Annotated in this window: 20 protein-coding genes and 2 pseudogenes; 11 read left to right on the top strand and 11 right to left on the bottom strand. The window is 70.8% G+C overall.

All coding sequences use genetic code 11. The features are described 5' to 3' along the window. Positions 1-3: 3 nt before the first annotated feature. Both ACN6LM_RS23950 and ACN6LM_RS23945 read right to left on the bottom strand, forming a co-directional pair. Positions 4-717, bottom strand: coding sequence for an alpha/beta fold hydrolase (locus tag ACN6LM_RS23950; protein ID WP_445067434.1), 714 nt, complete (start codon positions 715-717; stop codon positions 4-6). Further along, entirely contained in the window at positions 714-1,937 is a 1,224-nt protein-coding gene (locus ACN6LM_RS23945) for a YbfB/YjiJ family MFS transporter (protein ID WP_445067433.1), read from the bottom strand. Before ACN6LM_RS23945 ends, ACN6LM_RS23950 begins: the two co-directional genes overlap by 4 nt. Positions 1,938-2,069: 132 nt before the next feature. Between ACN6LM_RS23945 and ACN6LM_RS23940 the strand changes: the two genes are divergently transcribed. The 7 genes and pseudogenes from ACN6LM_RS23940 (at position 2,070) to ACN6LM_RS23910 (ending at position 6,074) form a co-directional block, all read left to right on the top strand. After that, on the top strand, positions 2,070-2,666 hold the full coding sequence (locus tag ACN6LM_RS23940) for a TetR/AcrR family transcriptional regulator (protein WP_445067432.1): 597 nt from the start codon (positions 2,070-2,072) through the stop codon (positions 2,664-2,666). A gap of 111 nt (positions 2,667-2,777) precedes the next feature. Further along, positions 2,778-2,984 carry a hypothetical protein gene (locus ACN6LM_RS23935; protein WP_445067431.1) on the top strand — a complete coding sequence of 69 codons (207 nt, stop codon included), beginning with the start codon at positions 2,778-2,780 and terminating at the stop codon, positions 2,982-2,984. Between the two features lie 373 nt (positions 2,985-3,357). Next, positions 3,358-3,713: pseudogene (locus ACN6LM_RS23930) on the top strand (DNA primase); the annotation flags it as partial. 49 nt (positions 3,714-3,762) lie between these two features. Beyond that, positions 3,763-4,296: a hypothetical protein gene (locus ACN6LM_RS23925; RefSeq protein ID WP_445067430.1), complete on the top strand. Its 534-nt coding sequence runs from the start codon at positions 3,763-3,765 to the stop codon at positions 4,294-4,296. A 79-nt stretch (positions 4,297-4,375) separates the two neighbouring features. Further along, positions 4,376-4,585 carry a hypothetical protein gene (locus ACN6LM_RS23920; protein ID WP_445067449.1) on the top strand — a complete coding sequence of 70 codons (210 nt, stop codon included), beginning with the start codon at positions 4,376-4,378 and terminating at the stop codon, positions 4,583-4,585. Between the two features lie 16 nt (positions 4,586-4,601). Beyond that, complete coding sequence (locus ACN6LM_RS23915) at positions 4,602-5,444, top strand: restriction endonuclease (protein WP_445067429.1); 843 nt, start codon at positions 4,602-4,604, stop codon at positions 5,442-5,444. 276 nt (positions 5,445-5,720) lie between these two features. Beyond that, on the top strand, positions 5,721-6,074 hold the full coding sequence (locus tag ACN6LM_RS23910; protein ID WP_445067428.1) for a hypothetical protein: 354 nt from the start codon (positions 5,721-5,723) through the stop codon (positions 6,072-6,074). Between the two features lie 273 nt (positions 6,075-6,347). On the opposite strand, the gene ACN6LM_RS23905 is transcribed toward ACN6LM_RS23910, so the two are convergent. Together ACN6LM_RS23905 and ACN6LM_RS23900 are read right to left on the bottom strand one after the other, a co-directional pair. Next, on the bottom strand, positions 6,348-6,815 hold the full coding sequence (locus ACN6LM_RS23905; RefSeq protein ID WP_445067427.1) for a hypothetical protein: 468 nt from the start codon (positions 6,813-6,815) through the stop codon (positions 6,348-6,350). A gap of 155 nt (positions 6,816-6,970) precedes the next feature. Beyond that, positions 6,971-7,642 (bottom strand): helix-turn-helix domain-containing protein, encoded by a 672-nt coding sequence (locus tag ACN6LM_RS23900; protein ID WP_445067426.1) that lies wholly within the window; start codon positions 7,640-7,642, stop codon positions 6,971-6,973. A gap of 797 nt (positions 7,643-8,439) precedes the next feature. Here ACN6LM_RS23900 and ku point away from each other — a divergent pair. Then, positions 8,440-9,322, top strand: a pseudogene (ku, locus tag ACN6LM_RS23895) (non-homologous end joining protein Ku). A gap of 175 nt (positions 9,323-9,497) precedes the next feature. Here ku and ACN6LM_RS23890 read toward each other — a convergent pair. Next, positions 9,498-10,028 carry an EF-hand domain-containing protein gene (locus ACN6LM_RS23890; RefSeq protein ID WP_445067448.1) on the bottom strand — a complete coding sequence of 177 codons (531 nt, stop codon included), beginning with the start codon at positions 10,026-10,028 and terminating at the stop codon, positions 9,498-9,500. A 629-nt stretch (positions 10,029-10,657) separates the two neighbouring features. After that, positions 10,658-11,200 (bottom strand): NUDIX domain-containing protein, encoded by a 543-nt coding sequence (locus tag ACN6LM_RS23885; RefSeq protein WP_445067425.1) that lies wholly within the window; start codon positions 11,198-11,200, stop codon positions 10,658-10,660. A 640-nt stretch (positions 11,201-11,840) separates the two neighbouring features. Here ACN6LM_RS23885 and ACN6LM_RS23880 point away from each other — a divergent pair. Next, positions 11,841-12,638: a hypothetical protein gene (locus tag ACN6LM_RS23880; protein ID WP_445067424.1), complete on the top strand. Its 798-nt coding sequence runs from the start codon at positions 11,841-11,843 to the stop codon at positions 12,636-12,638. 264 nt (positions 12,639-12,902) lie between these two features. Here the strand turns inward: ACN6LM_RS23880 and ACN6LM_RS23875 are convergent, their stop codons facing one another. Genes ACN6LM_RS23875 through ACN6LM_RS23855 form a run of 5 tightly spaced genes read right to left on the bottom strand, consistent with a single transcriptional unit; the run spans position 12,903 to position 19,965 of the window. After that, the gene (locus ACN6LM_RS23875) at positions 12,903-15,263 is read right to left on the bottom strand and encodes a M20/M25/M40 family metallo-hydrolase (protein WP_445067423.1); all 2,361 of its coding nucleotides are present in this window, start codon (positions 15,261-15,263) and stop codon (positions 12,903-12,905) included. Positions 15,264-15,277: 14 nt separating this feature from the next. Continuing rightward, a complete protein-coding gene (locus tag ACN6LM_RS23870; RefSeq protein WP_445067422.1) occupies positions 15,278-16,201 on the bottom strand; it encodes a TauD/TfdA family dioxygenase in 924 nt (307 codons plus the stop codon). After that, positions 16,198-17,502, bottom strand: a complete 1,305-nt coding sequence (locus ACN6LM_RS23865; protein WP_445067421.1) for an ATP-grasp domain-containing protein — start codon at positions 17,500-17,502, stop codon at positions 16,198-16,200. The genes ACN6LM_RS23870 and ACN6LM_RS23865 overlap by 4 nt, the downstream gene beginning before the upstream one ends. Beyond that, positions 17,492-18,928, bottom strand: coding sequence for a lyase family protein (locus ACN6LM_RS23860; RefSeq protein ID WP_445067420.1), 1,437 nt, complete (start codon positions 18,926-18,928; stop codon positions 17,492-17,494). Before ACN6LM_RS23860 ends, ACN6LM_RS23865 begins: the two co-directional genes overlap by 11 nt. Then, the gene (locus ACN6LM_RS23855) at positions 18,925-19,965 is read right to left on the bottom strand and encodes a pyridoxal-phosphate dependent enzyme (protein WP_445067419.1); all 1,041 of its coding nucleotides are present in this window, start codon (positions 19,963-19,965) and stop codon (positions 18,925-18,927) included. The genes ACN6LM_RS23860 and ACN6LM_RS23855 overlap by 4 nt, the downstream gene beginning before the upstream one ends. Positions 19,966-20,123: 158 nt before the next feature. Here ACN6LM_RS23855 and ACN6LM_RS23850 point away from each other — a divergent pair, with 158 nt between their 5' ends. Both ACN6LM_RS23850 and ACN6LM_RS23845 read left to right on the top strand, forming a co-directional pair. Beyond that, positions 20,124-20,681 (top strand): DinB family protein, encoded by a 558-nt coding sequence (locus ACN6LM_RS23850; RefSeq protein ID WP_445067418.1) that lies wholly within the window; start codon positions 20,124-20,126, stop codon positions 20,679-20,681. A gap of 56 nt (positions 20,682-20,737) precedes the next feature. Continuing rightward, positions 20,738-21,322, top strand: coding sequence for a GNAT family N-acetyltransferase (locus ACN6LM_RS23845; protein ID WP_445067417.1), 585 nt, complete (start codon positions 20,738-20,740; stop codon positions 21,320-21,322). Positions 21,323-21,378: the final 56 nt, after the last annotated feature.

The following is a 21,378-nucleotide window of genomic DNA, read 5'->3' as shown; positions in this document are numbered from 1 at the left end:
CCATTACGGCCTTTGTGCATGTGGTGCGGGGACGGGCCGGTGATCAACGGCTTCAGCAATCTCGAGCAGGATCTTCGCCAGGTCCTGCGGGGCGTCTCGCATGAGGTTGTGGCCGCCGGACAGTGCGTAGGTGGTCCACGCGGGATCGTCCCGCAGCCGCTGGTAGACGGGGGCGAATGGGGACGGGCCGTCCCATTGGGCGGCGTACACAAAGTCTCTGCGGCGGATGTGCGCCGGGCCGCCGGTGAGCCGGATCGGTTGGAACAGCGAGGCGAGCGGGTGGGGCGTGGCCCGCGGATCGAAGAACGGCAGCGGCCGTACCGCGTAGCCGCTGTCCACCACGTCCGTGTACCACCGCCGCTCCTGATCGGTGACCAGGGACCAGCAGGAGTCGCCGTGGCTTGGCACCATGGCGTCCACGTACACGAGAGCATCCACCCGCTCGGGGGCACGGTCGGCGGCCCCGGTGATCACCATCCCTCCATAGCTGTGGCCGACCAGCACCGCGTGATGAAGGTTTTCGGCCTCCAGTACCCCGGTCACATCTTGGATATGGGTGTCGAGGTTCACTCCGCCGTGCAACAGGTGGCTGCGCTCGCTGAGCCCGGTCAGGGTCAGTGGGTGGACGACATGCCCGTGAGCGCGCAGCTGCCCGGTGAGCTCTTCGAAGCACCACCCGCCGTGGCACATTCCCGGGATGAGCACGAAGTTCGTCATGATTCCGCTCCTGTGTCCTTGTCTCTGTCGAGTTCGCGTTCTGGTTCGCTTCGCACCTGGCCGTGAGAAGGCTGAACATGATGCCCGGCGACTGCGGTCACGGCTGCCGCGGCGCACAGGATCGCGGTCCATGCCAGGGTGGCCGCGGTCGAGGTGTGATCGGCGACTACACCGGCGATCAACGGCCCAGCGGTCTGTCCGGCCGCGAACACCGTGGTGAAGGCCGCCAGGGTGGGCGCCCAGTCAGCGGGCGGAACGGTGGTCTTGATGAGGGCGGTGACCGCTGCGGGGACGCTCATGAACGTCGCGCCGTAGACGAGCGCGGAGGCGAGGATGACCAGGGGAGCGGGTGCTGCCAGCGCCAGCGCCGCCCCACCGCTCAGCACAGTGAGCAGAGTCGCCAGAGCCCGGGTGCCGGGCCACCGTTCGATCGGGCGGCTCCACAGCACGGGCGCCGCCACAGTGGCCACGCCCAGGGCGGTCCAGGTGAGCACGACCTGTCCGAGCGGAGCATGCCGCTCGGCGAGGTAGGCGGACAGGAACGTGATGTAGCTGATGTAGCCGGCGGCGAACAGCAGGTAGGCCGAAGCGGCCTCCCGGAGGGGGCGCATCCGCGCTCGTCCGGCCGTTGAGGTGTGCGGGATCTCGTCGGTCCTGGCAGCGGCCCAGCTGCCCGCCGTGGCCAGCGCTGTGGCGGCGGCCAGACCGGCCCAGGCGAGGCGCCAGTGTTCGCCCAGCAACGGGACGGTCACACCGCTGATCACCACGCCCAGCCCGGTGCCGGCGAAGTAGACAGTGACAGGCAGGCCCGAGCCGACCCGGGCAGCAACCCGTGAGGCGATCACACCGCCGGCGACGAACACCACCGCCCCGGCCACTCCGGCCGCGGTCCGCCAGACCAGCAGTGCCAGGTAGCCCTCGCTCACGGCGGTGGCAGCCAGCGACACGGCCACGATCGCCATCCCCGCACGGAAGGCGGCGGTGGCGCCCCAGCGGTGAAGGACCGCCGGGCTCACGAGTGCGCCGAGAAGATAACCCAGCCCGTTGGCGGCGCTCATTGCCCCGGCCTCCGCCAAGGTCCAGCGCTGGTCCTCCTTCAGTGCCGGGAGGATCAGCCCGTAGGCGAAGCGCGCCACACCGAGCGCGGAGGCGGTGCCGAGCGCCAGCCGGGCTGCCCACCAAGCAGCTCCGCGCACCGTCTCTCGCCCCGTCTGCGTCATTGGCCCCACCCCGGGGCGCAGACGCCGCCGTGCGGCGGGACAAGAACGTCCGGCATGACCACCCCTGAGATCGAACCGATCGGTACGAACTCGATATTAGCAGCAGACCGAACCGACCGGTACCATCTATGCATGGCAGTTCCCAAGGGCTCCACGATTGACCCCGAGCGCACCCGCGCCACCATCCTGGAAGCAGCTACCCGGATGCTGTACGAGCGCGGGCTCGACGGCATCGGCGTTGCCGAGCTGTGCGCCGGCATCGGGGTGTCCAAGGAGACGCTCTACCGGCATTTCGGCACCAAAGAGGGCCTCGTGGAGAGCGTGCTGCACGCGCGCAGCGAGCGGGTGACGAACTGGTTGACCCAAGCCGTCACGACCGCCGGTGACGACCCAGCCGATCAGCTCACCGCCGTGTTCGACGTCCTCCAGCAGTGGTACTACGAGCCTGGCTTCCGCGGCTGCGCCATGCTAAACGCTGCCGCACAGCATCACGTCGAGCCCGTACGCGCCCTCGCCGCAGGCCACTTGGGCGGCTACCTCGACATCTTCACCCACATCGCCGGCCGGGCCGGAGCCGCTTATCCGCGCCTCCTGGGGCGGCAGCTGCTCATGCTGGTTGAAGGCGCTACCGTCGTCGCCGCATATCACGACCGGGCCGACGCCGGCGAGCACGCACGCCGTGCCGCGCTCATCCTCCTCTCCGCCGCCTCCAGGGATCAGGGGCCGTAAGACCCGCTGACAAGAGTGTCTGATGGTGTGCCTGTCGGCTTGGGTGCTCGTTGGTGTGTGGGGGCGAGGGAGCTGTTCAGCAGACTCGTCGCCCTCTGAGCCAGCCGGTCGATGTCGTCGATCGCCCCCGCCGGCACCACCACATCCGCATGCATCACTGCTTTCGACCTCGGCGAGGAGCTCGGTGCCGAACACGCGCCGGAGGCCCGCGTCCGCGAGCCCGACGCGTACACCGCCGGCCGCGTGCCGGGAGCACCCCGCTCTCAGCCCTCGGCGCCGTACTCGGCGAGCTGCCAGGTGATCGGCCGGGATACGTGATCTGCGCAGCGGCAACCGCAGCGTCCGGGCCGCAGGACACCTCGTGGCTCTCGGCGTGGACGCCGTTTCCGTCGCGGGTGGCACCGCGGCCTGGGCCCGCGCCGGGCGCCCGCTCGTGCGCGGTACCGCCGTTCCCGCCGCCTGAACCCCACGCCCGGGGCCGGATCCGCTACCGCGGCGGCCAGCCAGCCCGCACCCCAGTCCTCGCGCCCGCTTCCGGGCGTGCGTTCCTGTTGAAGGGACCGACGCGTTCTTCGGCCAGATCTGGGGCGCGGGGCGGGCCGCAACGCCCCGCACTTGGCCTGGCGCGGATTCGAGGCCGCTGCCGAACACCGCCACGACCCGGGCGCCGAAGCGGTCCTCCCAGCTCCGCAAGCTGTGGCTGCTGGGCAACCACCGCCCCGAGGTCGCCACCGGCGGACAGGCCTTCTGGCGCCCCATCATCCGCCTCATCCCCTTCGGGCGCACCGTCCCGAACGAGCTGAAGACCGACAACCTTGCCACCGAGCTCGTCCAGACCGAGGGCCCCGGCCTCCCGCAGTGGCTGATCGACGGCGCCCCCGCTACCTCGGCGCCCGCGACCCCCTGACCGGCCCCGCCTCGTGCGCGCGGCGACCGCCGCGTACGAGACGACCGAGGACCACATTGGCCGCTTCCTCACTGAACGCTGCCCCCGTGCACCGCGGCCGCCCCAACCCGGACCTGCGCGTCGAGCAGAAGCTCCTCTACGCACGACCGTGCCGAGCGGCGGCGCCGACTCCTGTCGGCTCGGCTGGTCGTGTACTTCGTCCTGGCCCTGTGTCTGCTCGCCCGGGAGCCGTACGAGGAGGTGCTGCGGGTGCTGACCGGCGGCATCCCCGGCAGCCGGGCCCTCGCGCGGGTGCTGCGAGTACCCCAGTGGCAGGCGGAACGGCGGCTGGGTGTGGATCCCGACCGTGAGGCCGCATGGTGCGCCGAGTACGACTTCAACATGGCCACCGGCGCCTGTCGGCCCGCTCCCTCACGTGGACGACGCGTGGGACGACATGCGCCCTCTCGTCGACGCGTTCGTGACGGCCCGCGCCTGGACGCAGGTGCAGTCCCGCCTGGAGGCGCTAAGCGAACCGTTCGCCGCCGCGTGCGAGGGCTGGGCAGGCCGCGCGAGCACCTACACCGACTTCGCCACGCATCTGCGTGCATGGGGCGCCGTGACTACTGCGGCTGCGCGCCGCGGTCGGGGGCTGGTGGGCCTGCCCCAGCCGCGAGACAGGCGCCATCGGTGACCCGGTTCCGCGATCAAGCCAAGCGATTACATCGCGTCAAAATTGGGTGACTGAGTGCCATGAAGGCGTGCGCGTCGGTAGACAGGGTGCCGAAGGATCGGGTGGATGCGGGGGAGGGCTGCGGCCATGATGCTGACGATCAACGTGGGGGTCCTGCTCGCCGTGATCGTCCTGCTGCGGCTGCGCCGCCGTACCGAGGCCCGCAGCCGCAACGACGAGAAGCTGACCGTCGTCATCGTGCTCGCCCCGGGTGTGGTGATCGCTCCGACCCCGGTAGGCGAGGGCATCCTCAATGCCCTCGGTCAGCTGGCCTCCGGCATCACCGATTCCGCCCACTGACCCCGGAGCCCACCCGATGCCCACCCGTCGCCCGAGACGTCGCCGCCCCCCGACGCGGCGCCCCGCACGCCGTACCACCCCGCGCCGCCACTATGCCCGCTCCCGTAGGCAACGGCAGCGAGACCGCCAGGTCCTCCTTCTGGGCGCCGGCATCCTGGGCATCGCCATGGTGTGGCTCGCCGTCGCCTGGCTCGTCACCCACCTGTGGGCCATGGCCATGCTCGCCGCCGTCGCGGTTGTGGCCGCGACCTGGTTCGTCAACCAGCGCCGCCAGAGACAAGCCTGGAGCCGGGTGCAGCAGCAGGCGCTGCGCTACGCACTTCCCCAACTCGACGCGCTGGGCCACCGCGACTTCGAGTACGCAATCCGGGACCTGATGCGCCGCGACGGATGCACCGACGCCCGCCAGGTCGGAGGATCCGGCGACAACGGCGCCGACGTCCTGGCCACCGACCCCCACGGCCGCGTCTGGGTCATCCAGTGCAAGCACCGCCGCGCCGGCGACCGGGGCTCCGCCGTCGGCACCCCCGACCTTCAGCGGGTCAACGGCACGGCCCGCCAGCTCTACGGCGCCGACATCGTCCTCGTGGTCACGAACGGGCGATTCTCCGGTCGCTGCGCACCGCTCGCCGAGAAGCTGCACATGCACCTGGCCGACCGGCGCATGCTCGCCGCCTGGGCCGCTGGGAGCCGGCCGTTGTGGGGAGCTCCTGCCGAGAGTCCCGGGGCCCCGGGCAGGAAACTGACGAAGCGAACGTCCGACTCCGGCCCCCATACGTGTTGGGCCCGCCGGCCGACGCGGGGTGTTCCGCCGCAGGACCCCGTTCCTCTCCGGGGTTGCCCGGTTTTTCCCTGGTGAAGCGGGGTATTCCACGCAATCCCCCCGGTCGCATCGCTCTTCGCCCTAACCTGACTACAGGGCGTATCCCTCTGCGCCTGTCCATTTCGGGAGGGCCCCATGCCAGCAGCGCCAATCGAGCAGCCGACCCCGCCGTCGTATCCACCGAAGACGCCTCCGCCGCCGAAGAAGCCGGTCTCCCCGCCTCGCCCCGAGACTGCAGACGGCGGCTCGGGCGGGCTTGTCAGGTCGGCGCGGTGCGGGGTGGTGATGCGGGGTCGGCGTGGCGCGAACTGGGTGTACACGGCGAACCGGTGGGCGCCCGACAAGGCCAAGGAAGCGGTCCTCACACAGCTTGCGGCGTGGGATTTTCGGCCCGGTCAGAGCGTGTTGGACGCGGTTGAGGCGGTCACGGTGCTCCTCGTCGAGACCACGGTCGCGGACCAGGGTCATCGGGTGTCCGTGCATCTGTCCGACCAGGACGGGCAGGCCTGCATCCTTGCCCTGTCCCATCATCCTGGTCTCGCCGACTTGGACGATGATGCCGGCTCGGAGGTGCTGCACCAGGTGACGGCGCACCGCCCCGTCACCGAGTGCGGGATGGACACGGGCCCGGACGGCCGACGCGTCTGGGCCGTCGTGGATCTCTGACCCAGCCGGCCCGCGCCGACTGGAAACCCAGGATCGGTAGGCCCACGTCTTGGCATGACCTCCGGTGCGGGCACCGGCGAACCATGCTCAGTGTTTGTTCCCCTGAGGAACCCAGGGGCCGACCTATGAGGAACCCAGGGGCCGACCGGCTGTGCAAGCCGGCTTCCCGGTGAGTTCTGCATCCCGGGGCACGGGTGGGGACTTGTGTGGCCCCTTGTCACGTGTTCCTGTCGCGGTCCGGCCGGACCCTGAGGGTCCGGCCGGAGGGGTGGATCAGATGTCGATGACCTGGTAGGCGATGGTGTAGACGCCACCGGAGCCCTCCAGCACCCGGTACTGCGTCTCCGCGCCGAACTCGTTGCCCGTGATGGTCACCGAGCCGAGCCGGTCGTCGCTGCTGGTGCTGTCGTAGTCCCACAGCGAGAGTGTGCGGGACTCGGTCTTCCCCAGGACCAGCAAGGCGTTGCCGTTGCTCTCGTCGAGAGTGCGGCGGTAGCCGGTGCCCATGGTCTGGTACGACGCCTTGGCTGGCCAGAGCTTCACGGCCTTGCCGCCGTTCGCCGCGATGTTGAGGTAGGCCTCGTCGTGGTCGCCCTCGCTCTCATCGCCGCAGTACAGGTCGACGAGTCGGATCTGGACGTAGTCGACCGGATCGGCCTGCGCGGCGCCCGCGGCGCCCACCAGCGAGGTGAGGCCCAGCGCGCCTGCGAGGGCGACGGCGGTCAGTCGTCGGATGGTCATGTTGTCCCCCTGATCTCAGAATTTCTGCCGGTCCCCCGACCGGCTCGAGGAACAGACTGCCGAAGCCGCTGCCCGCCGTTCTACGCGCGTTCCGCTGAGCGGAACCCGCGCGCGAAGGCAATCAGTTGCCCGACGGGCTCATCGGTGACGGCACGTCAGTAGTGCAGGACCGGAGGCAGGCAGGGCGAGGGGGTGCCTGCACGGGCGAGGGCCGCTGTGACGGCCGCGGCCGCCAGCGCCGCCTCATGGGCCGCCCGCTGCAGCCCCTGCGCGGATGACGTCATGACGGCGATCGCGGCAATGGTCCGGTCATCACGCCCCCGCACCGGAAGCGCCGCGCAGCACACCCCGTCCATCACCTCCGCGCACTCCAGCACCGCCCCCGCCAGCCGACCGCCGGGCCCGGCCCCGCCCCGACCGCTGAGTACCTGGCCGGCCGCCGTGTCCAACAGGAAGCTCATCCCGTTTCGCACCGGCACCAGCGGCTCCACCTCGCCCGGCACGGATGCCACAGTCAGGGCCCGGCCATCGTGCAGGACGGTCAGCAGCGCACTCGCCCCGGTGACCGCCCGCAGCCGGTGCAGCGGGTGGCGAGCCGCCACTCGTAAGCCGGGATGCGGCTCCCAGACCTGCCCGAGGCGGTAGAGCTGCGAGCCGACACGGTACTGGCTGCCCCGCCGCTCCACGGCGCCCACCAGAAGCAGCTGCTCCAACAGCCGGTGCGCGCTCCCCTTCGGGAGGGAGCAGACCGCGGCGATCTCAGTGAGTCCCGCCTCCCCGCCACACCTGCGCAATGCGTCCAGGAGCGCGAACGCCCCCTCGATCACGCCCCGTCCGCGGTTTGTACCCCGCTCCCGCTCCCCGCCCGCGTCTCGCGACATCGCTCCCCCTGTCAGTCACCACGCCGTGCCCCTGCGCACGGCCGCCGAGAGAGAATGCCTGAGCTGCGTGGCAGGGGCGCACCCCGCCACGCGCGAACGTGACCCACAGCACACCGGCCGCAGCTACTCGTGGGACAAGGGGAGCGTGGGGGGCTCGAGAGCTTGGTGAGGCTGGTCGGCGGCGCGGCTCCACGGCCCGGTCGGGATCCGGCCAGGGTGGTGGGGCACGGTGCCGGCATGGCCGTGTAGGTGTTGGCTGACGATCGATGTGGGAGAGCTGCTTGCTGTCCCTCTTCGACTGCGTCGTTCCGAAACCCGCAGCCGCGGCGAGAAGCTGTCGTCAGCATTGTGCTCGCCGTGGACGTGGTCATCGCCCGACACCGGTGGGCGAGAGCATCTCCGACTTCAGAGGGGCGCGCCCGACTGATGATCAGGGTCGGCGGCCGGTAGAACCCCGCCCTCGCTCTCGTGCGGGGCCGTTTCCCCGAGGTGACGCCCTCGCCGTCCGCATCCGTTCTGGCCGAGGAACGATGGCCCGTGCCCTACCACCGCACGTACTGGTGGGATTCGCTGCTACCGAACCGCAAGCGACTGCTGACACGCGTCGCCCCGGGCCGGGGCTCGGGATGCGGCGGCCCGTGCGCGGCGCGAGGATCGAGATGCGGCCGGCGTCCGCTGGGCGATGTGTCCGGCGCGCGGCCCGTTGCCGTCTCTGCCCGCAGGGGGGCTGGAGGTGTGTGCGTATGCCGCGGCCGCTGTGGTCGGGAGCGATCAGCTTTGGGCTGGTCACGATCCCCACGAAGATCATCAGTGCGACGGAGGATCACTCGATCCACTTCCGGCGGGTGCACCTGGAGGACATGGGCCGGGTCCGTACGCGCAAGGTCTGCGAGCTCGATGAGAAGGAGCTGTCGCAGGAGGAGATCGGCAAGGGCTACGAGGTTTCCGGAGATGCCGCTGCCCACCGCGAAGGCGATCGAGATCGTCGCGTTCGTCGACGCCGACACCATCGACCCGGTACGGATCGGCGACAGCTAATACCTCGGCGCGGACGGCCAGGTCGCGGCCAAGCCCTACACCCTCCTGCGCAAGGCCCTGGAGCGCTCCGACAAGGCGGCCATTGCGAAGTTCGCGTGGCACGGTCGCGAGCGGCTGGGATTGCTGCAGGTGAGGGAGGGTGTGATCGTGCTGCATGCGATGCACTGGCCCGACGAGGTCCGCAGCCCCGCATCCCTCGCGCCGAGACGGGTGGAGGTGGACGAGGCGGAGATCGAGCAGGCCGTCCAGCTTGCCGAGTCCATGGCCACCGACGGCATCGCCCAGTTCAGGGACCGCTACCACGATGCTCTGGAAGAGCTGATCGAGGCGAAGTCCGAGGGCAAGGAGCGGCCCGAGCCGGCCGAAGCTGGCGGGGCGGGGGAGTCCGGCAAGGTCATGGACCTGATGGCCGCCCTGAACGCCTCCGTGGCAGCAGCGCGGGAAGGCCGCCGCGAGAGCGGCGAGGACGCCACCGTGCACGACATCCGGCCCCGCAAGAAGAGCCCCGCGAAGAAGACGGCTGCCAAGAAGACCGCGACGAAGGAGACCACGGCCTCGAAGCCCACGAAGAAGCGCTCCGCGTCCTGAACGACCACCGGCGGGCGGCAGAGCCGGGGCCCAGAAGGCCCTGCCGCCCGCCGGTACGGTGCGGGGCTGGCGGCAGGGCAGTGCCGGCTGAGCTTTCTGTCATCTGTTTGCAGGCGGGAGAGCGCATACAGAACAAGGCCCCCTACGCAGTAGTTGCCTGCGCCGGCGCGGGTGGTCAGCCGGCTGGTGCTGTGACCAGGTGGTCCGCGAGGCCTGCCTTGTCCGGCCGGTAGTAGTCCTTGATGGCCTCGGTCCAAGCAGGGACCGAGGCCTGCTCCGTGCCGGCGGGTTCCAGGGCGTTGAAGAGGGCTTCGATGTTGCGCGGGGCGAAGCCGATGGCCTTCATGACGGCGACGAAGGTGGGTCGTTCGACCATTCCGTCCCCGTCCGGGTCCGCGACCGCAGTGAGGGCGTCGGCGAATTCGGTAACCGCTGCGCAGAAACGCTCCGGTGCGAGGACAACGTCCTGGAACTCGGCATAGTCGACGCGGCCGTCACGGTTGGTGTCCAGTTCTTCGGCCAGCGTCTGCCAGTAGGTCCGGAAGGCATTCACCATCGCTTCGTGCCTGCCTGCGTCGGCTTCCGGGACTGACGCCACGACTCTTTCCGCCATGAGCTCGAAGTCGTCCGCTTCGATGACTCCGTTCCCATCGGCGTCGAACAATGTGAATACCAGTTGGACCCGTGCGATCGCTTCTTCCCGCATGGACATCTCGCTTCTTCCGGTTCAAATGCTGCACTGAGCACCCTAGAAGGGGGTGCACCCCGGCCTCGGTGTAATGCCGGGCGTTCATGCGAAGGAGTGGCCCGCACCAGCTTTACGGGCATACAGCGTCCCGCTCTGCATTGGCCGACGGCGGGTTGTCGCGTCCTCCGTCGGGGCGGGTGGTTGGTGCTGGTGCTCCAGGAACGCGCCGGACCCGAAGCCGTAACGGTCCCGGACGGGCGCATGGCTCGAACGTGGATGCGGTTTTGGTATCTCGGGCAAGGGCCGCTTGGCGGGTCCTCTTCAATCCACACGTTCGAGTGGTTGGCGATGCGCGGCACTCGATCAGAAGCTCCGAAGAGAGGACGGCGCCGGGCGCGTGCTGCCTTCGGTAGAGGCCGGAGGCCTCAGAGGGCGGCGCGTTTTGAGGCGTCGTTCCAAGCATCGGTGCCGTCCGGATCGAAGAGTGGAGCGAGGGGGCGTTGAGGTAGTCGTGCGCAGGCTGGAGACCGCCTGGTGATGCCGGCCCCGTTGCCGGTGCGCTGCTGGAGTTCTCGGGGGCGCGCGATCTTCGCTCTTCAGACGGCGACCGGGTCCTTCTCATGGTGGAGGCGGTGCCTTCAGCGCGCTCACCGTGGAACTTCCTCGGCGCTCGTGGTGGTGTCGTCCGGGCCGGCGTCCCAGTCCCAGGCGCCGATGTATGCCGCCCTCCCAGTCCTGCGCGCGTCCGCAAGCGCGGCGAGACGTGCGTAGTCACGTTCCGGCATGAGCGCCTTCCACTCCTCCAATGGAAGGGTCCGCACCTCGTCGTGCTCCTCGGGGGCGAGGCGCAAGTCTGCGATCTGCTCGTCGGTGAGACGTCCGCCATCGAATACGAATCCGGCAGTCGCCAGGGGCCATGCTGCCCCGGGAAGACCAAAGACGGCCGCCAGGAGGCGTGGGGGCCCGGAAACCATGAGCCCGGTCTCCTCTTCCGTCTCGCGTACGGCGGTCTCCCACGGTCGCTCACCCGACTCTGTCGTACCTCCCGGCAGCTGCCATGGATGCTCGGTGCCGTAGACCGCATGGAGTTGCACAGGCCAGCCGTTCATATCGGTGAAGTAGAGCGCGCCGAAGAGGGTTGCCTTCGGCAGTGTCGCCACGTAGTCCTCCAGTGGCAGAAGCGTGCTCATACGTCTCCCTTCGTGGGCGTGAGGTCGAGGTGGGCAACCGCATTGCAGGCTCGGTCTTCAGCGCCGGTCGGTCATGACTGAGTCGTGCTGCTCAACGACCTGGCCGGCATATCGAACACACGTGTTTCGGTCGGTTCTGGAATCCCGAGATGGAGCGGACGGCGGCGCGTGAAGGGGGCACTGGCCCAGGTTCCGCGAGGTGCACAGGCACGCGTAGTTGGCCGAATCGCCGACTATGTCGTTCGCGGACTTGAGTTGGGCATGCCAGGGGCGGCGGTCGGCGAGAGTGTTCAGAGCGGCGAGTTCGTGGCCAGGCCCCAGGTGAGCTTGATCGGCACCCAGTAGCTCACGTACCGGCACTGCGCTTGAAGGGATGAGCAGCCGCTCCGTGACGTCCTGGTCGGACTTCTGGCGGTTGGCGCGCCGGCTGACGGCTTCGAGGTGGCGAGGGTCGTCGGGGCGGTTGGCGTAGGCGACGCGCTTGTCGTGTGTCCAGGCCTTGGTGCCGACTGGCGGGGAGCGTCATTCCAACTGTGCGGTATGTGCTTTGGCGGAGCCGTTTGGTAATGGCTATGACCGCAGCTTCGTGAACAACTGACGGCCGGCAGGCACGAGTTCGTCTACTGGTTGACTGTCCCTCGTGACCGAGATGATCGAAGTACCAGATGCAGAGGACGATTGGGAGCCTGCGACGGGGCTCCGGGCAGGTGGGCGCAATCCGGTGCGGCAGGCGTCTATGTTCCAGAGCGCCACCTGGCCGTTGAGCTCCCTGGCGCTGCTTTCAGTGGACCTGGAGGCGGTGGCGCGGCGGCTGAAGCTGACCCTTGAGAGCTCGTGGGACGGGCACGGCCGTGTGCGGGCGGCGTTCTTCGAGCTGGACGGGACGGACTTCGTCGTCACCCACCACGAGGGGGACGCTCCGGGAACCCACGTGTGGACCCGCAAGGGTGGGCCTGTCGATCCGGCTGCCCGCGGGGGCAGCCTCCTCGCGGCTCTTGGCGTGGGGCCGGAGGCGGTCTCGTATTCCACCTGGGGGGTCGGCACCGACCTGAGACATGTGCCCGCTGCCTGGGGCCGCGGCCGGGGCAAGCCGACGTGGTCATACCAGGACCTTTGGGCCCGCTTCAGGACGAGCCCGGAACAGTTCGTCGGCCGTGTCGGTTTCAGGGCGGCGGTCGCGTTCCTCAACGGCTATGACATCGCCTCCGACAAAATCCTGCTGTACGGGTTCAGGGAGTGGCTCGCAGCCAAGCTGGGTTACGGCAGGAACCTGGTGTACTCGGTCCTGGCCGAGAACCTGATCTTTCCCGACGGCCGCCCCGAGGAGCCCTGGTCACCCGAGACTGAGCAGCACGCCGTGGCCGGCCTTATCGACCTGATCGACGAGTACTTCGACCACCTCGCCGGCACTCCGGAGGAACGCCCCGAGATGGTCTGATCGCGGCTCCTGGACTCATCCCCGACTGAGCCCGGCACATCAGTGGAAACCACACCAGCTCCCACGGTTGCGCCCGATGCAACATCGTGGCGTTGAATCAGGATCTCGCGAGGCGGAAGTCTCTCCTGTGACGCCTCATGCGGAGTGCGTGGCGATTCTGGAGCCGGCCGTCAAGGGCTGCTGACCCACAGCTCTGACGGTGAGCGTCACCAGCGATAGCGAGGCGCCCTCCGGTACACCGCCTCTGACACGCTGAACGCCCATTCAGAGTGCCAGAGTGCGGACGATCAGGGATTGGCCGGCGACGGAGGGCCAGGCGGTCCAGGTGAGGTCGGCGGGAAGGGAGGGAGTGGTGGGGGTGGCGGGCAGGCCTGCTTGAAAGGCAAGAATCTGGAGGGGGAGTGGGCCGTCGCCGCGGTAGCGAAGGGTGAGGTCCACGCCGTCTGTCGGCGGGGCGGCGTAGGAGGTGGTCCAGCGCCAGTCTCCGGCAGAGGCCGGGAGATTGGGGCTGCCGGCAGCGGGTGCGCCGTCCAGTGTCGCGTCGAGGACGGTGTGTCGGCTGGTATTGGCGTAGAGGACGAAGCGATGGGTGCCGGCCGGGAGATGGATCTTGGCCCGAACGACCCGGACGCCGTTCTGCACGGTGGTGGTGGGGCGATCGGTGCGAGGCAGCTCGATTGCCGCGCGCGGGGCCGGGCCGGCCTGGAGTCCGAGGTCGCGGAACATCGGGACGCCGTCACCGGGCACCAGCCGGCCATTGGTCATCAACGGGCCGACAACGGGCTGGTCGGGGCCGCCCGAGCTGACCCAGAGGGCCCTGCCGGTGTCGCCGTCCAGTAGGTAGCCGAGGCTGACGGCCCGCGGGCGGTCGGCGTTGTAGCCGTCGACGGCGGTGATCGCGCCGAAGGTGCCGGCCGCGATGAGTGCCAGTGCGGCGGTGGCCGCGGTCAGAGCACGTCGGGACCGCGCCGGGGCGGGCCGGATGAGCAGCGGGTCGAGCTGGGTCAGGACCAGGGTGGCGGGCAGGGCGGCCAGGGTCAGCGGAACGGCGGTCAAGGAGAGCCCCAGAGCGGGCAGCAGCAGGAGGAGCAGCGGAAGGGTCAAGGCCATGGCCGGGACCGCGGCGGCTCCGGCGGCGGCCGTGCGCCACAGGGACTCAGGGCCGGAGAGGCGGACGGCCAGCGCCGCGGCGGCGGTGCCGATGAGAGCGGGCCAGGTGAACAGGTAGGCGGCTCCCGGTAGCAGAACCGAGCAGATCAGAGCCAGCAGCCAGAACCAGGCCAGCACGCCCATCGCGAGGTCGAGTGGTGCTACCCGTCGGCGCAGCCACCGATACCAGCCGAGCAGGGCGGTGGCGAGCAGGAGCGCCTCGGCGCACAGATAGCGCCCGGGGTTGTGGGCGTTGCCGGCGGTGAGCACGAGGTCGGGCCGTAGCAGGGACAGCACCCACCAGCCTGCGGCCCCGACCAGCGCCGCGACCAGCAGGGCGGCGGGCAGAGCCGCCGCCGCCCGGAGCGCGCCGCGCGCCGACAAGCCGCGTCGGCGCCCGAACAGGAGCAGCGCGCTCCAGCCGAGGGCAGCGGTGCCCGCCAACGGCAGGACCAGTTGCTCCGGGTAGGAGAGCACGGTACCGGCGACCGAGAAGTAGGTGCTCCGGCCGCCTGCCGCGGACAGGTCCGCACCGGCGAACTGCCGAACCGCGGCCAGCGCGGCGTCGCCGATGTCCTGGGTACTGGCCGCGCTGACCCGATCGATCGAGTCGTGCGGCGTGTGGTAATGCGGCGCGCCCTCGAAGTAGGCGAGGTTCAGACCACGCATGCCCCCATCGGACAGGGCGGTCAGATCGGTGTCGTTCGGCAGAAGGCCGAACACCTCGTCGGCGAGCGAGGTGGTGTACGCCCCGGCCTGCCGGACGGCGGGGGTGAGTCCCTCGCCCAGGGCCTGGAAGAGCACGGCGGGTCCGGAGGTGCCGCGGGCCTCCAGGTTGACCGCGGTGGTACGCCGCAGGTCGGGGGCCAGGCCCGAGTCGATGAAGGCCTGCGCGCCGAGCAGCCCGTACTCCTCGCCGTCGGTGAGGAGGAGGCCGATGTCGTTGCGCGGGCGGGGGCCGCTCTGCAGGGCCCTGAGGACCTCCAGGGCCGCAGCGACGTTGGCGCCGTTGTCGGCGGCCCCCGGTCCGGTCGGAACGGAGTCGTAGTGGGCGACCAGCAGGACCGTGCCGGTCGGATCGCTGCCGGGGACGGTTGCGTAGATGTCGCTGACCCTGCCGACTGCGCTCTCGCCCGCCTCGGTGCGGGAGGCTACCCGGGTGATCACCTGAGGCGAGGTGCCGGCGGCCCGCAGCCGTTCGAGGAGGCGCTCGCGGACGCGTTCCTGCGCGACCGAGCCGCTGGGGTGGGGTTCGGCGGCGATGTCGGGGAGAGCCGCGAGGGCCCGTTCCGCCGAGAAACGCCCGGCCGGGGCCGTAGCGGGTGCGGGGTCGGGCGTGGCCAGGGGCACGACGGCTGCCGTGCCGGTCAGCAACAGCAGGACCGGAACGAGCAGCGAGGCGGCCAGGGAACGGCGGGTTGGCCGGTCCGCCCGCCGCCGCACCGGTCGGTCGGTGGCTCGGTCGAGCAGGGACATCAGTGCGGTCCTCTTCAGGAGTGGGTGGCAGCTACCGGGCCGGCGTGCAGGACTGCCGTCCGCCGGTCGTCGCTGGAGGGCTCCATGCTGTGGGCGGTGCGCAGGTTGTCGAGCAGCAGGACATCGCCGGTCCGCCAGTCGATCCGGCTGGTCACACGCTCGTACGCCGAACTCACGGTCGCCACGTCCTCGGCGGTGAACGGGGTGCCGTCCCCGTATCCGGTTTCGAACGGCAGGTGCTCCCGGCCCAGGGCGGTGACCAGGTAGGCGCGGACCGCCGGGTCCATGGTCCACTCGCTGCAGAAGGCCAGCAGGTTGGACCAGGCCGGAGTGCCGTCCCCACCGGTGGAGCGGATGGCCGGCCGGGTGCGTCGGGTGTTCAGGCCCTCCGGGCTCCACTCCAGCTCGATCCCCTCGTCTGCGGCGTACGCCTCCACGCCGGCGGCGTCCATGCCGGGGAACGCGTCCTGCCAGGGCATGCCGAGCAACCCGGGGGCGTATCGCCGGACCATGCTCCAGCCGTGCGCCCCGGCCCGGGCGGTCATGTCCTCCGGCAGCAGTGACAGGACCGCGCGGCCATCTGCCACGCCGGTGGCGCCGCCCGAATGCGCCGGTCGCAGGCAGGCGACCAGCAGGTAGGGAGGCGGCTGGCGCTGCCACCCCAGTTCGTGGTGCATGCACATCGGGGAGGTGGTGGGCCAGGCGGGCTGCGACCAGACGCCGCGGCCCAGCGGTCGGCGAAGGGCGAACGGCTCGGGCTGGTCCAGGGCGGCCAGCCCCAGCTCGGCGGCCAGGTCGGCCAGCGCGTCGGCGCCATCCACACCGGCGTCCCGGATCAGTACGGCGCCCGCGTGCTCCAGCCCGTCCAGCAGGACTCCGGGCCCCGTCTCCCTGCCGGACAGTTCGGGCACCGCAGTGCCGCGGGTGGTCGTGGTCATGTGCGGTAGCCGCCCTTCGACGCTGTGGATTCCCGGGTCGGGGCCGTGCTGCTCGGGCCGGTGGTGACATCGGACAGGACGGCGGGGGAGATGCCGACGGACAGCGTCCGCACGGCGTGGTCGGCACGGTCGGCCGCCTCTCGGAGCGAGCTCCCGACCGTGATCACATGACCGAGGCGGTCCATGAAGGTGCCTTGACGGGTGATCAGCTGCCCGCTGCGGGCGCCGACGGCTGCGTCGACCACACCGGGGAGCCGTCGGGCGGCGGCCGGATCGGGCACGGTGGACACCGCGCCGTCGGTGGCCGGGACCACGAACCGGATGGCCGCCGCATCCGTGCGCGCCGGGCCGCGCACCCGGTCGCGGCCGGCCACCAGGGCGATCAGCTCCGCGATCAGGTCCTGCCCGGTGGCCGCCAAGACTGCCTGCGGGATCATGCCGCCGGCCAGGCGCGGGTTGACCTCGACCACCGCGGGCCGGCCGTCCGGCAGGCGCAGTTCGACGTGGGCCGCGCCCCAGTCCAGGCCGAGCGCGGCCACCGCAGCCAGCGCGACGGCCCCGAGTTCGGCGCGGACCGCCTCGTCGACCGGGGCGGGTACGTCGTGGCCGGTCTCCAGGAAGCCCAGCGCCTGGTCCAGGTGTTTGCCGACGACGGCCCGTACCCGGCCGTCGAAGACCTCGACCGAGAACTCCGGGCCGTCCAGGTAGCTCTCGACCAGCACCGTGGCAGACAGCGGCAGGCCTCGTTCGTCCACAGTGGTGGCGAGCAGCTCCGCGGCGTGTCGGGCGACCGCCTCCGGAGTGTCGCAGCGTCGGACGCCGATCGAGCCGGAGCGTCCCGGGGGCTTGACCACTACGGGCAGTCCGAGTTCGGCGGCGGCCAGTACGGCTTGCTCTGAGGAGCCGGCGGTGCGGAAGGCCGGTGAGGGCACGCCGTGCTCCGCGAAGAGTCGGCGCTGGACCGACTTGTCGCGCGCGGCGGCGAGTGCCTGCGGATCCGGGCCGGGCAGGCCGAGCGCCCGGGCGGCGGCGGCTGCGGTGGTGATGAAGTACTCCGAGCTTGAGGTCACCCCGCGTACGCGGTGTTCCCCGGCCAGCGTCCGGCAGAGGGCGAGGACCGCCTCCGGGTCGCCGGTGGCGCACGGATGGTGCGGGACGGCGAGCTCCGCCAGGTAGGCGTAGCGGCCCGGGTCGGCGCAGAGTACGCGCGGCTCCAGGCCGAGGGAGCGTGCCCGTTCGACGAATAGGCGTCCCGTGCCGGTGGTGTTGCTCTCGACGAAGAGCACGAGGTCAGCAGCCATGGATGAGTTCCTCACTCGCGAGACGCAGCCGGTCGGCCGCCAGCCGTTCTGAGGTGCGCAGCCCTTCCACTTCCCGGCGCAGACCGTGGCGCAGATCCCAGGCGGCGGCCAGGGCGGTCTCCCGGCTGCCGGGGCCGCCGCCGTACCGGGCGCGGTCGGTGATCTCACGCAGGTCCCGCCGGGGCAGCCCCTCCGGGGGCCAGCCGGTGCCGCTCTCGACGGCCCGCAGCACGGCCGCGCCGATGCGCTCGTGTGCCTCACGGAACGGCACACCGAGGGTCACCAGTTCGTTGGCCAGCACGGTGGCGTCCACGAACCCCCGCCTGGCCGCCGCGTCCACGACTCCGCGCCGGGGCCGGGCCCCGGCGACCACCAGGGCGGCCATCGCGAGGACCTCGCCCGTGGTGCACAGCGCCGCCCCGACCGGTGCCATGGCCTCGGTGCCGACTTCTATGGAATTGGTGAACGGCACCGCCTTGCTCGCGGTGACGGCGGTGATCCAGGCACCGGTCACCCGGCTGGGGCGGGCCTTCAGGTACTCCAGCAGGAAGGCGTTGCGCTTCTGCGGCATGGCGGAGGAGCTGCCGACCAGCCAGTCCGGGAACTCCAGGTAGCCGAGCTCGCTGGTGCTCCACAACTGGAGGTCGGTGGCCAGACGGGACACCGTGACGCCCAGGTGGGCGGCATCGGCCAGCACATCGAGCGCGGCGTCCCGGGAGGCGATGGTGTCCACCGCGTGCAGTGGGCCGGACTCGAAGCCGAGCAGGGCCGCCGTCCGTGCGGTGTTCAGCGCCAGGTCCGTGCCGGCCACGGCGTGCGCGCCGAGCGGGCAGCGCCGGATCGAACGCAGCGCGTGGGCGATCCGTTCCAAGTCCCGATGCAGGGCCAGGGCGACGCCGGTGAGGTAGTAGCCGTAGGTGACCGGCATGGCCGGTTGGTAGTGCGTGTGGATCGCCATCACGGCGTCCAAGTGCTCGCCGGCCGATGTGAGCAGGGCGGTCAGCAGGCGGCACCCGTAGGCGAGGACGTCCGTGCCCTGTCTGCGCAGGGCCAGCAGGGCAGTGGTGGCGTTGAGATCGTTGCGGGAACGGCCGGTGTGCAGCAGACCGCCGGTCTTCGCGCCGCACCGTTCGCTGAGCACCTGCTCGTACGCCAGGTACAGGCCTCGCGGTCGGGGCCTGTCCAGTACGTCGGCGAAGCCGTCCGCCTCGACCAGGGAGACGGTGCGCAGCAGTGCGGCGGCCCTGTCCGGCGGGATGATCCGCTGCTCTGCCAGCATCACCACATGTGCCCGGTCGACCCGAGAGATCAGCCGCAGCGCCGCCAGGTCGGCCGTGTCGTCCGGCAGCCCGTAGTAGAGGCGTTGGGCGGTCCGCGAGAGGGCGCCTTTGATCCGTCCGGTGCCGGCCGTCTCCTCGCGGCTCACCGCGGGACGCCGACGGGCTCGGGCAGGTCGGTCAGCCGACGCCGGTCCCACCGCATCCACGTCCAGTCGCACTCGCCGGTGGGCGAGGTCACCTCGCGCGGCTCATTGGTGGTCCGGCGAGCCGGATCGGCGCCCAGCCAGCGGTCGTCGTAGACCGTGTCCAGATAGCGGTCGCCCTGGTCCGGGAGCATCACCACGGTCCGGGCGTCCGGGTTGTGTTCGCTCCACCAGTTGGCCACCGCCATGGCGGCCCCGGAGGTGGGGCCGTGGAACAGGCCCTTGTCGCGGTGCAGGCCGCGGGTGTGGCGATAGGCCTCACCGGCCGGGGTCCAGTGGACCTGGTCGAACACGGTGTGGTCGAGGATGCCGGGCAGCACGCTGTTGCCCAGACCGCGCAATTCCCGCACCTGGTCCGGCTGGCCGAACAGCACGCTGCCGGGAGTGTCCACCCCGATGGCTCGCAGGGCGGGGTTGTGGCGGCGCAGCCCGGTTGCGGTGCCGCACATCGAACCACCCGAGCCGACCGGGCCGATCAGCGCGTCCAGCGGACCGAGCCGGCGGTGCAGGTGCTCCGCGACCACTGAATAGGAGGCCGGGTTCAGCGGGTTGTCGTACTGCCGCGGCCAGAAGTGGTCCGGGTGCTGGGCGCGCACCTCGGCGAGCCGGGCCAGCCGGACCGTCTGGTACTCGCCCAGGGCGGACGGCGTACGGCACATCTCGACACTGACCCCCAGGTCGGCCACCCGGCGGCAGAGCCGCTCGTCCATGGCGGGATCGGTGACCAGGACCAGCCGGCGGCGGACCAACGCGGCCTTCACCGCGAGGGCCAGACCGTAAGTGCCGCTGGTGGACTCGACGATGACGGTTTCGGGGCCGATCTCGCCGGAGGCGAGCGCGGAGTCCACGATGTGATGGGCGGGGACCATCTTCATCAGTTTGAAGGATGCGCCCCAGAGGTTGGGCCCCAGCCGTACCACATGTGGCAGGAGATCGGCGGTGGCCGCGTCCGGTTCGGGCTGCGAGGAAATCAAGACCACGGTGGCGACTCTCTCCGAGGGATGTGAGGACCCCGGGGGCCGGCGGACGACCGGGCCACCCGGTACGAACCGCACATTAGGACGCCCGGCAAGCAGGAGGCAGTCACCTGAAACAGGGGCCGTGGGGGGTGCCAGGGCCGCTGATAATCTCTTGTGGCATGACAAGCCTTGAGGTAGAAATCCCGGCTGACACCCCGTTGGCCGGGAGCGAGGCCGCCGTCCTGCTCACCACGCTGGAGCGGATGCGTGCCCTGGTCGAGTGGAAGTGCTCCGGCCTGGACGCGGAGGGCCTGCGGGCCACCCTCGCCCCGTCCACGGTGACCCTGGGGGGGTTGCTCAAGCACCTCGCCGCGGTCGAGGACTCCCATTTTCTGCGCCTGATGCGGGACGAGGAGCCGGGCGCGCCCTGGGACACCGTGGACTGGGACGCCGACCCGGACTGGGACTGGCGCACCGCCGCCGACGACACCCCCGAAGTGCTGTTCGCGCTCTGGCGGGCCGCGGTCCAGCGGTCCCGGGTACTGGTCGCCGAACTGCTCGCGCAGGGCGGGCTCGACCTGGTCGGCACCTTTGTGAGCAGCCGCACCGGCGAATCGCCGAGCCTGCGCTTCGCCGTGGTCAGCATGATCGAGGAGTACGCGCGGCATGCCGGACACGCCGATCTGATCCGCGAGTCCGTGGACGGCCTGGTGGGCGAAGACCCGCCGCGGGACTGAGGAGCCCTGTGAGCCGGCAGCCGACGGACAGCCCAGAACCCTTTGCACCTGCGGAGTTGACCGTCGTCCCCGCCAACCAGGCGTCCTGGGACGACATCGCGACCGTGCTCGGCGACACCGACGCGGGCCGCTGCCAGTGCCAGCGGTTCAAGGTGGCCGGGTACATCTGGCGCGACACCACCCAACAGGAGCGGATGGACGCCCTCCGGGAGCAGACCGCCTGCGGGCGGCCGGACGCCACCGCCACCTCCGGGCTGCTGGCCTACGCCGGTGGTGAGCCGGTCGGCTGGGTTGCGGTCGAGCCCCGCACCGCCTACCCCAAGCTGCTCACCTCGCGCGTGGTGTGGGCGGGCCGGAACGAGGACCGGGACGACCCCGGGGTGTGGGCGGTGACCTGCCTCGCGGTCCGCAAGGGGTTCCGGGGCCGCGGTCTCACCTACCCGCTGGCAGCTGCGGCGGTGTCCTTCGCCGAGAAGTCCGGCGCCCGCGCCCTGGAGGCGTATCCGATGGAATCCGCCCCCGGGCGGAAAGTCATCTGGGGTGAACTGCATGTCGGCGCCCGCCAGGTGTTCGAGGAGGCGGGCATGCGGGAGGTCAGCAGCCCCACCATCCGGCGCCGGGTCATGCGCATCGACTTCTGACCGCGGCGGCGCCTCGAGAGGGCGGTGCAGCACACCGACGGCGGCCGGGGGTCCGC

The organism is Streptomyces sp. SAS_281, from assembly GCF_052542855.1.
The sequence above is the reverse complement of the archived record's forward strand: the minus strand, read 5'-3'. Positions and strand labels throughout refer to the sequence as shown.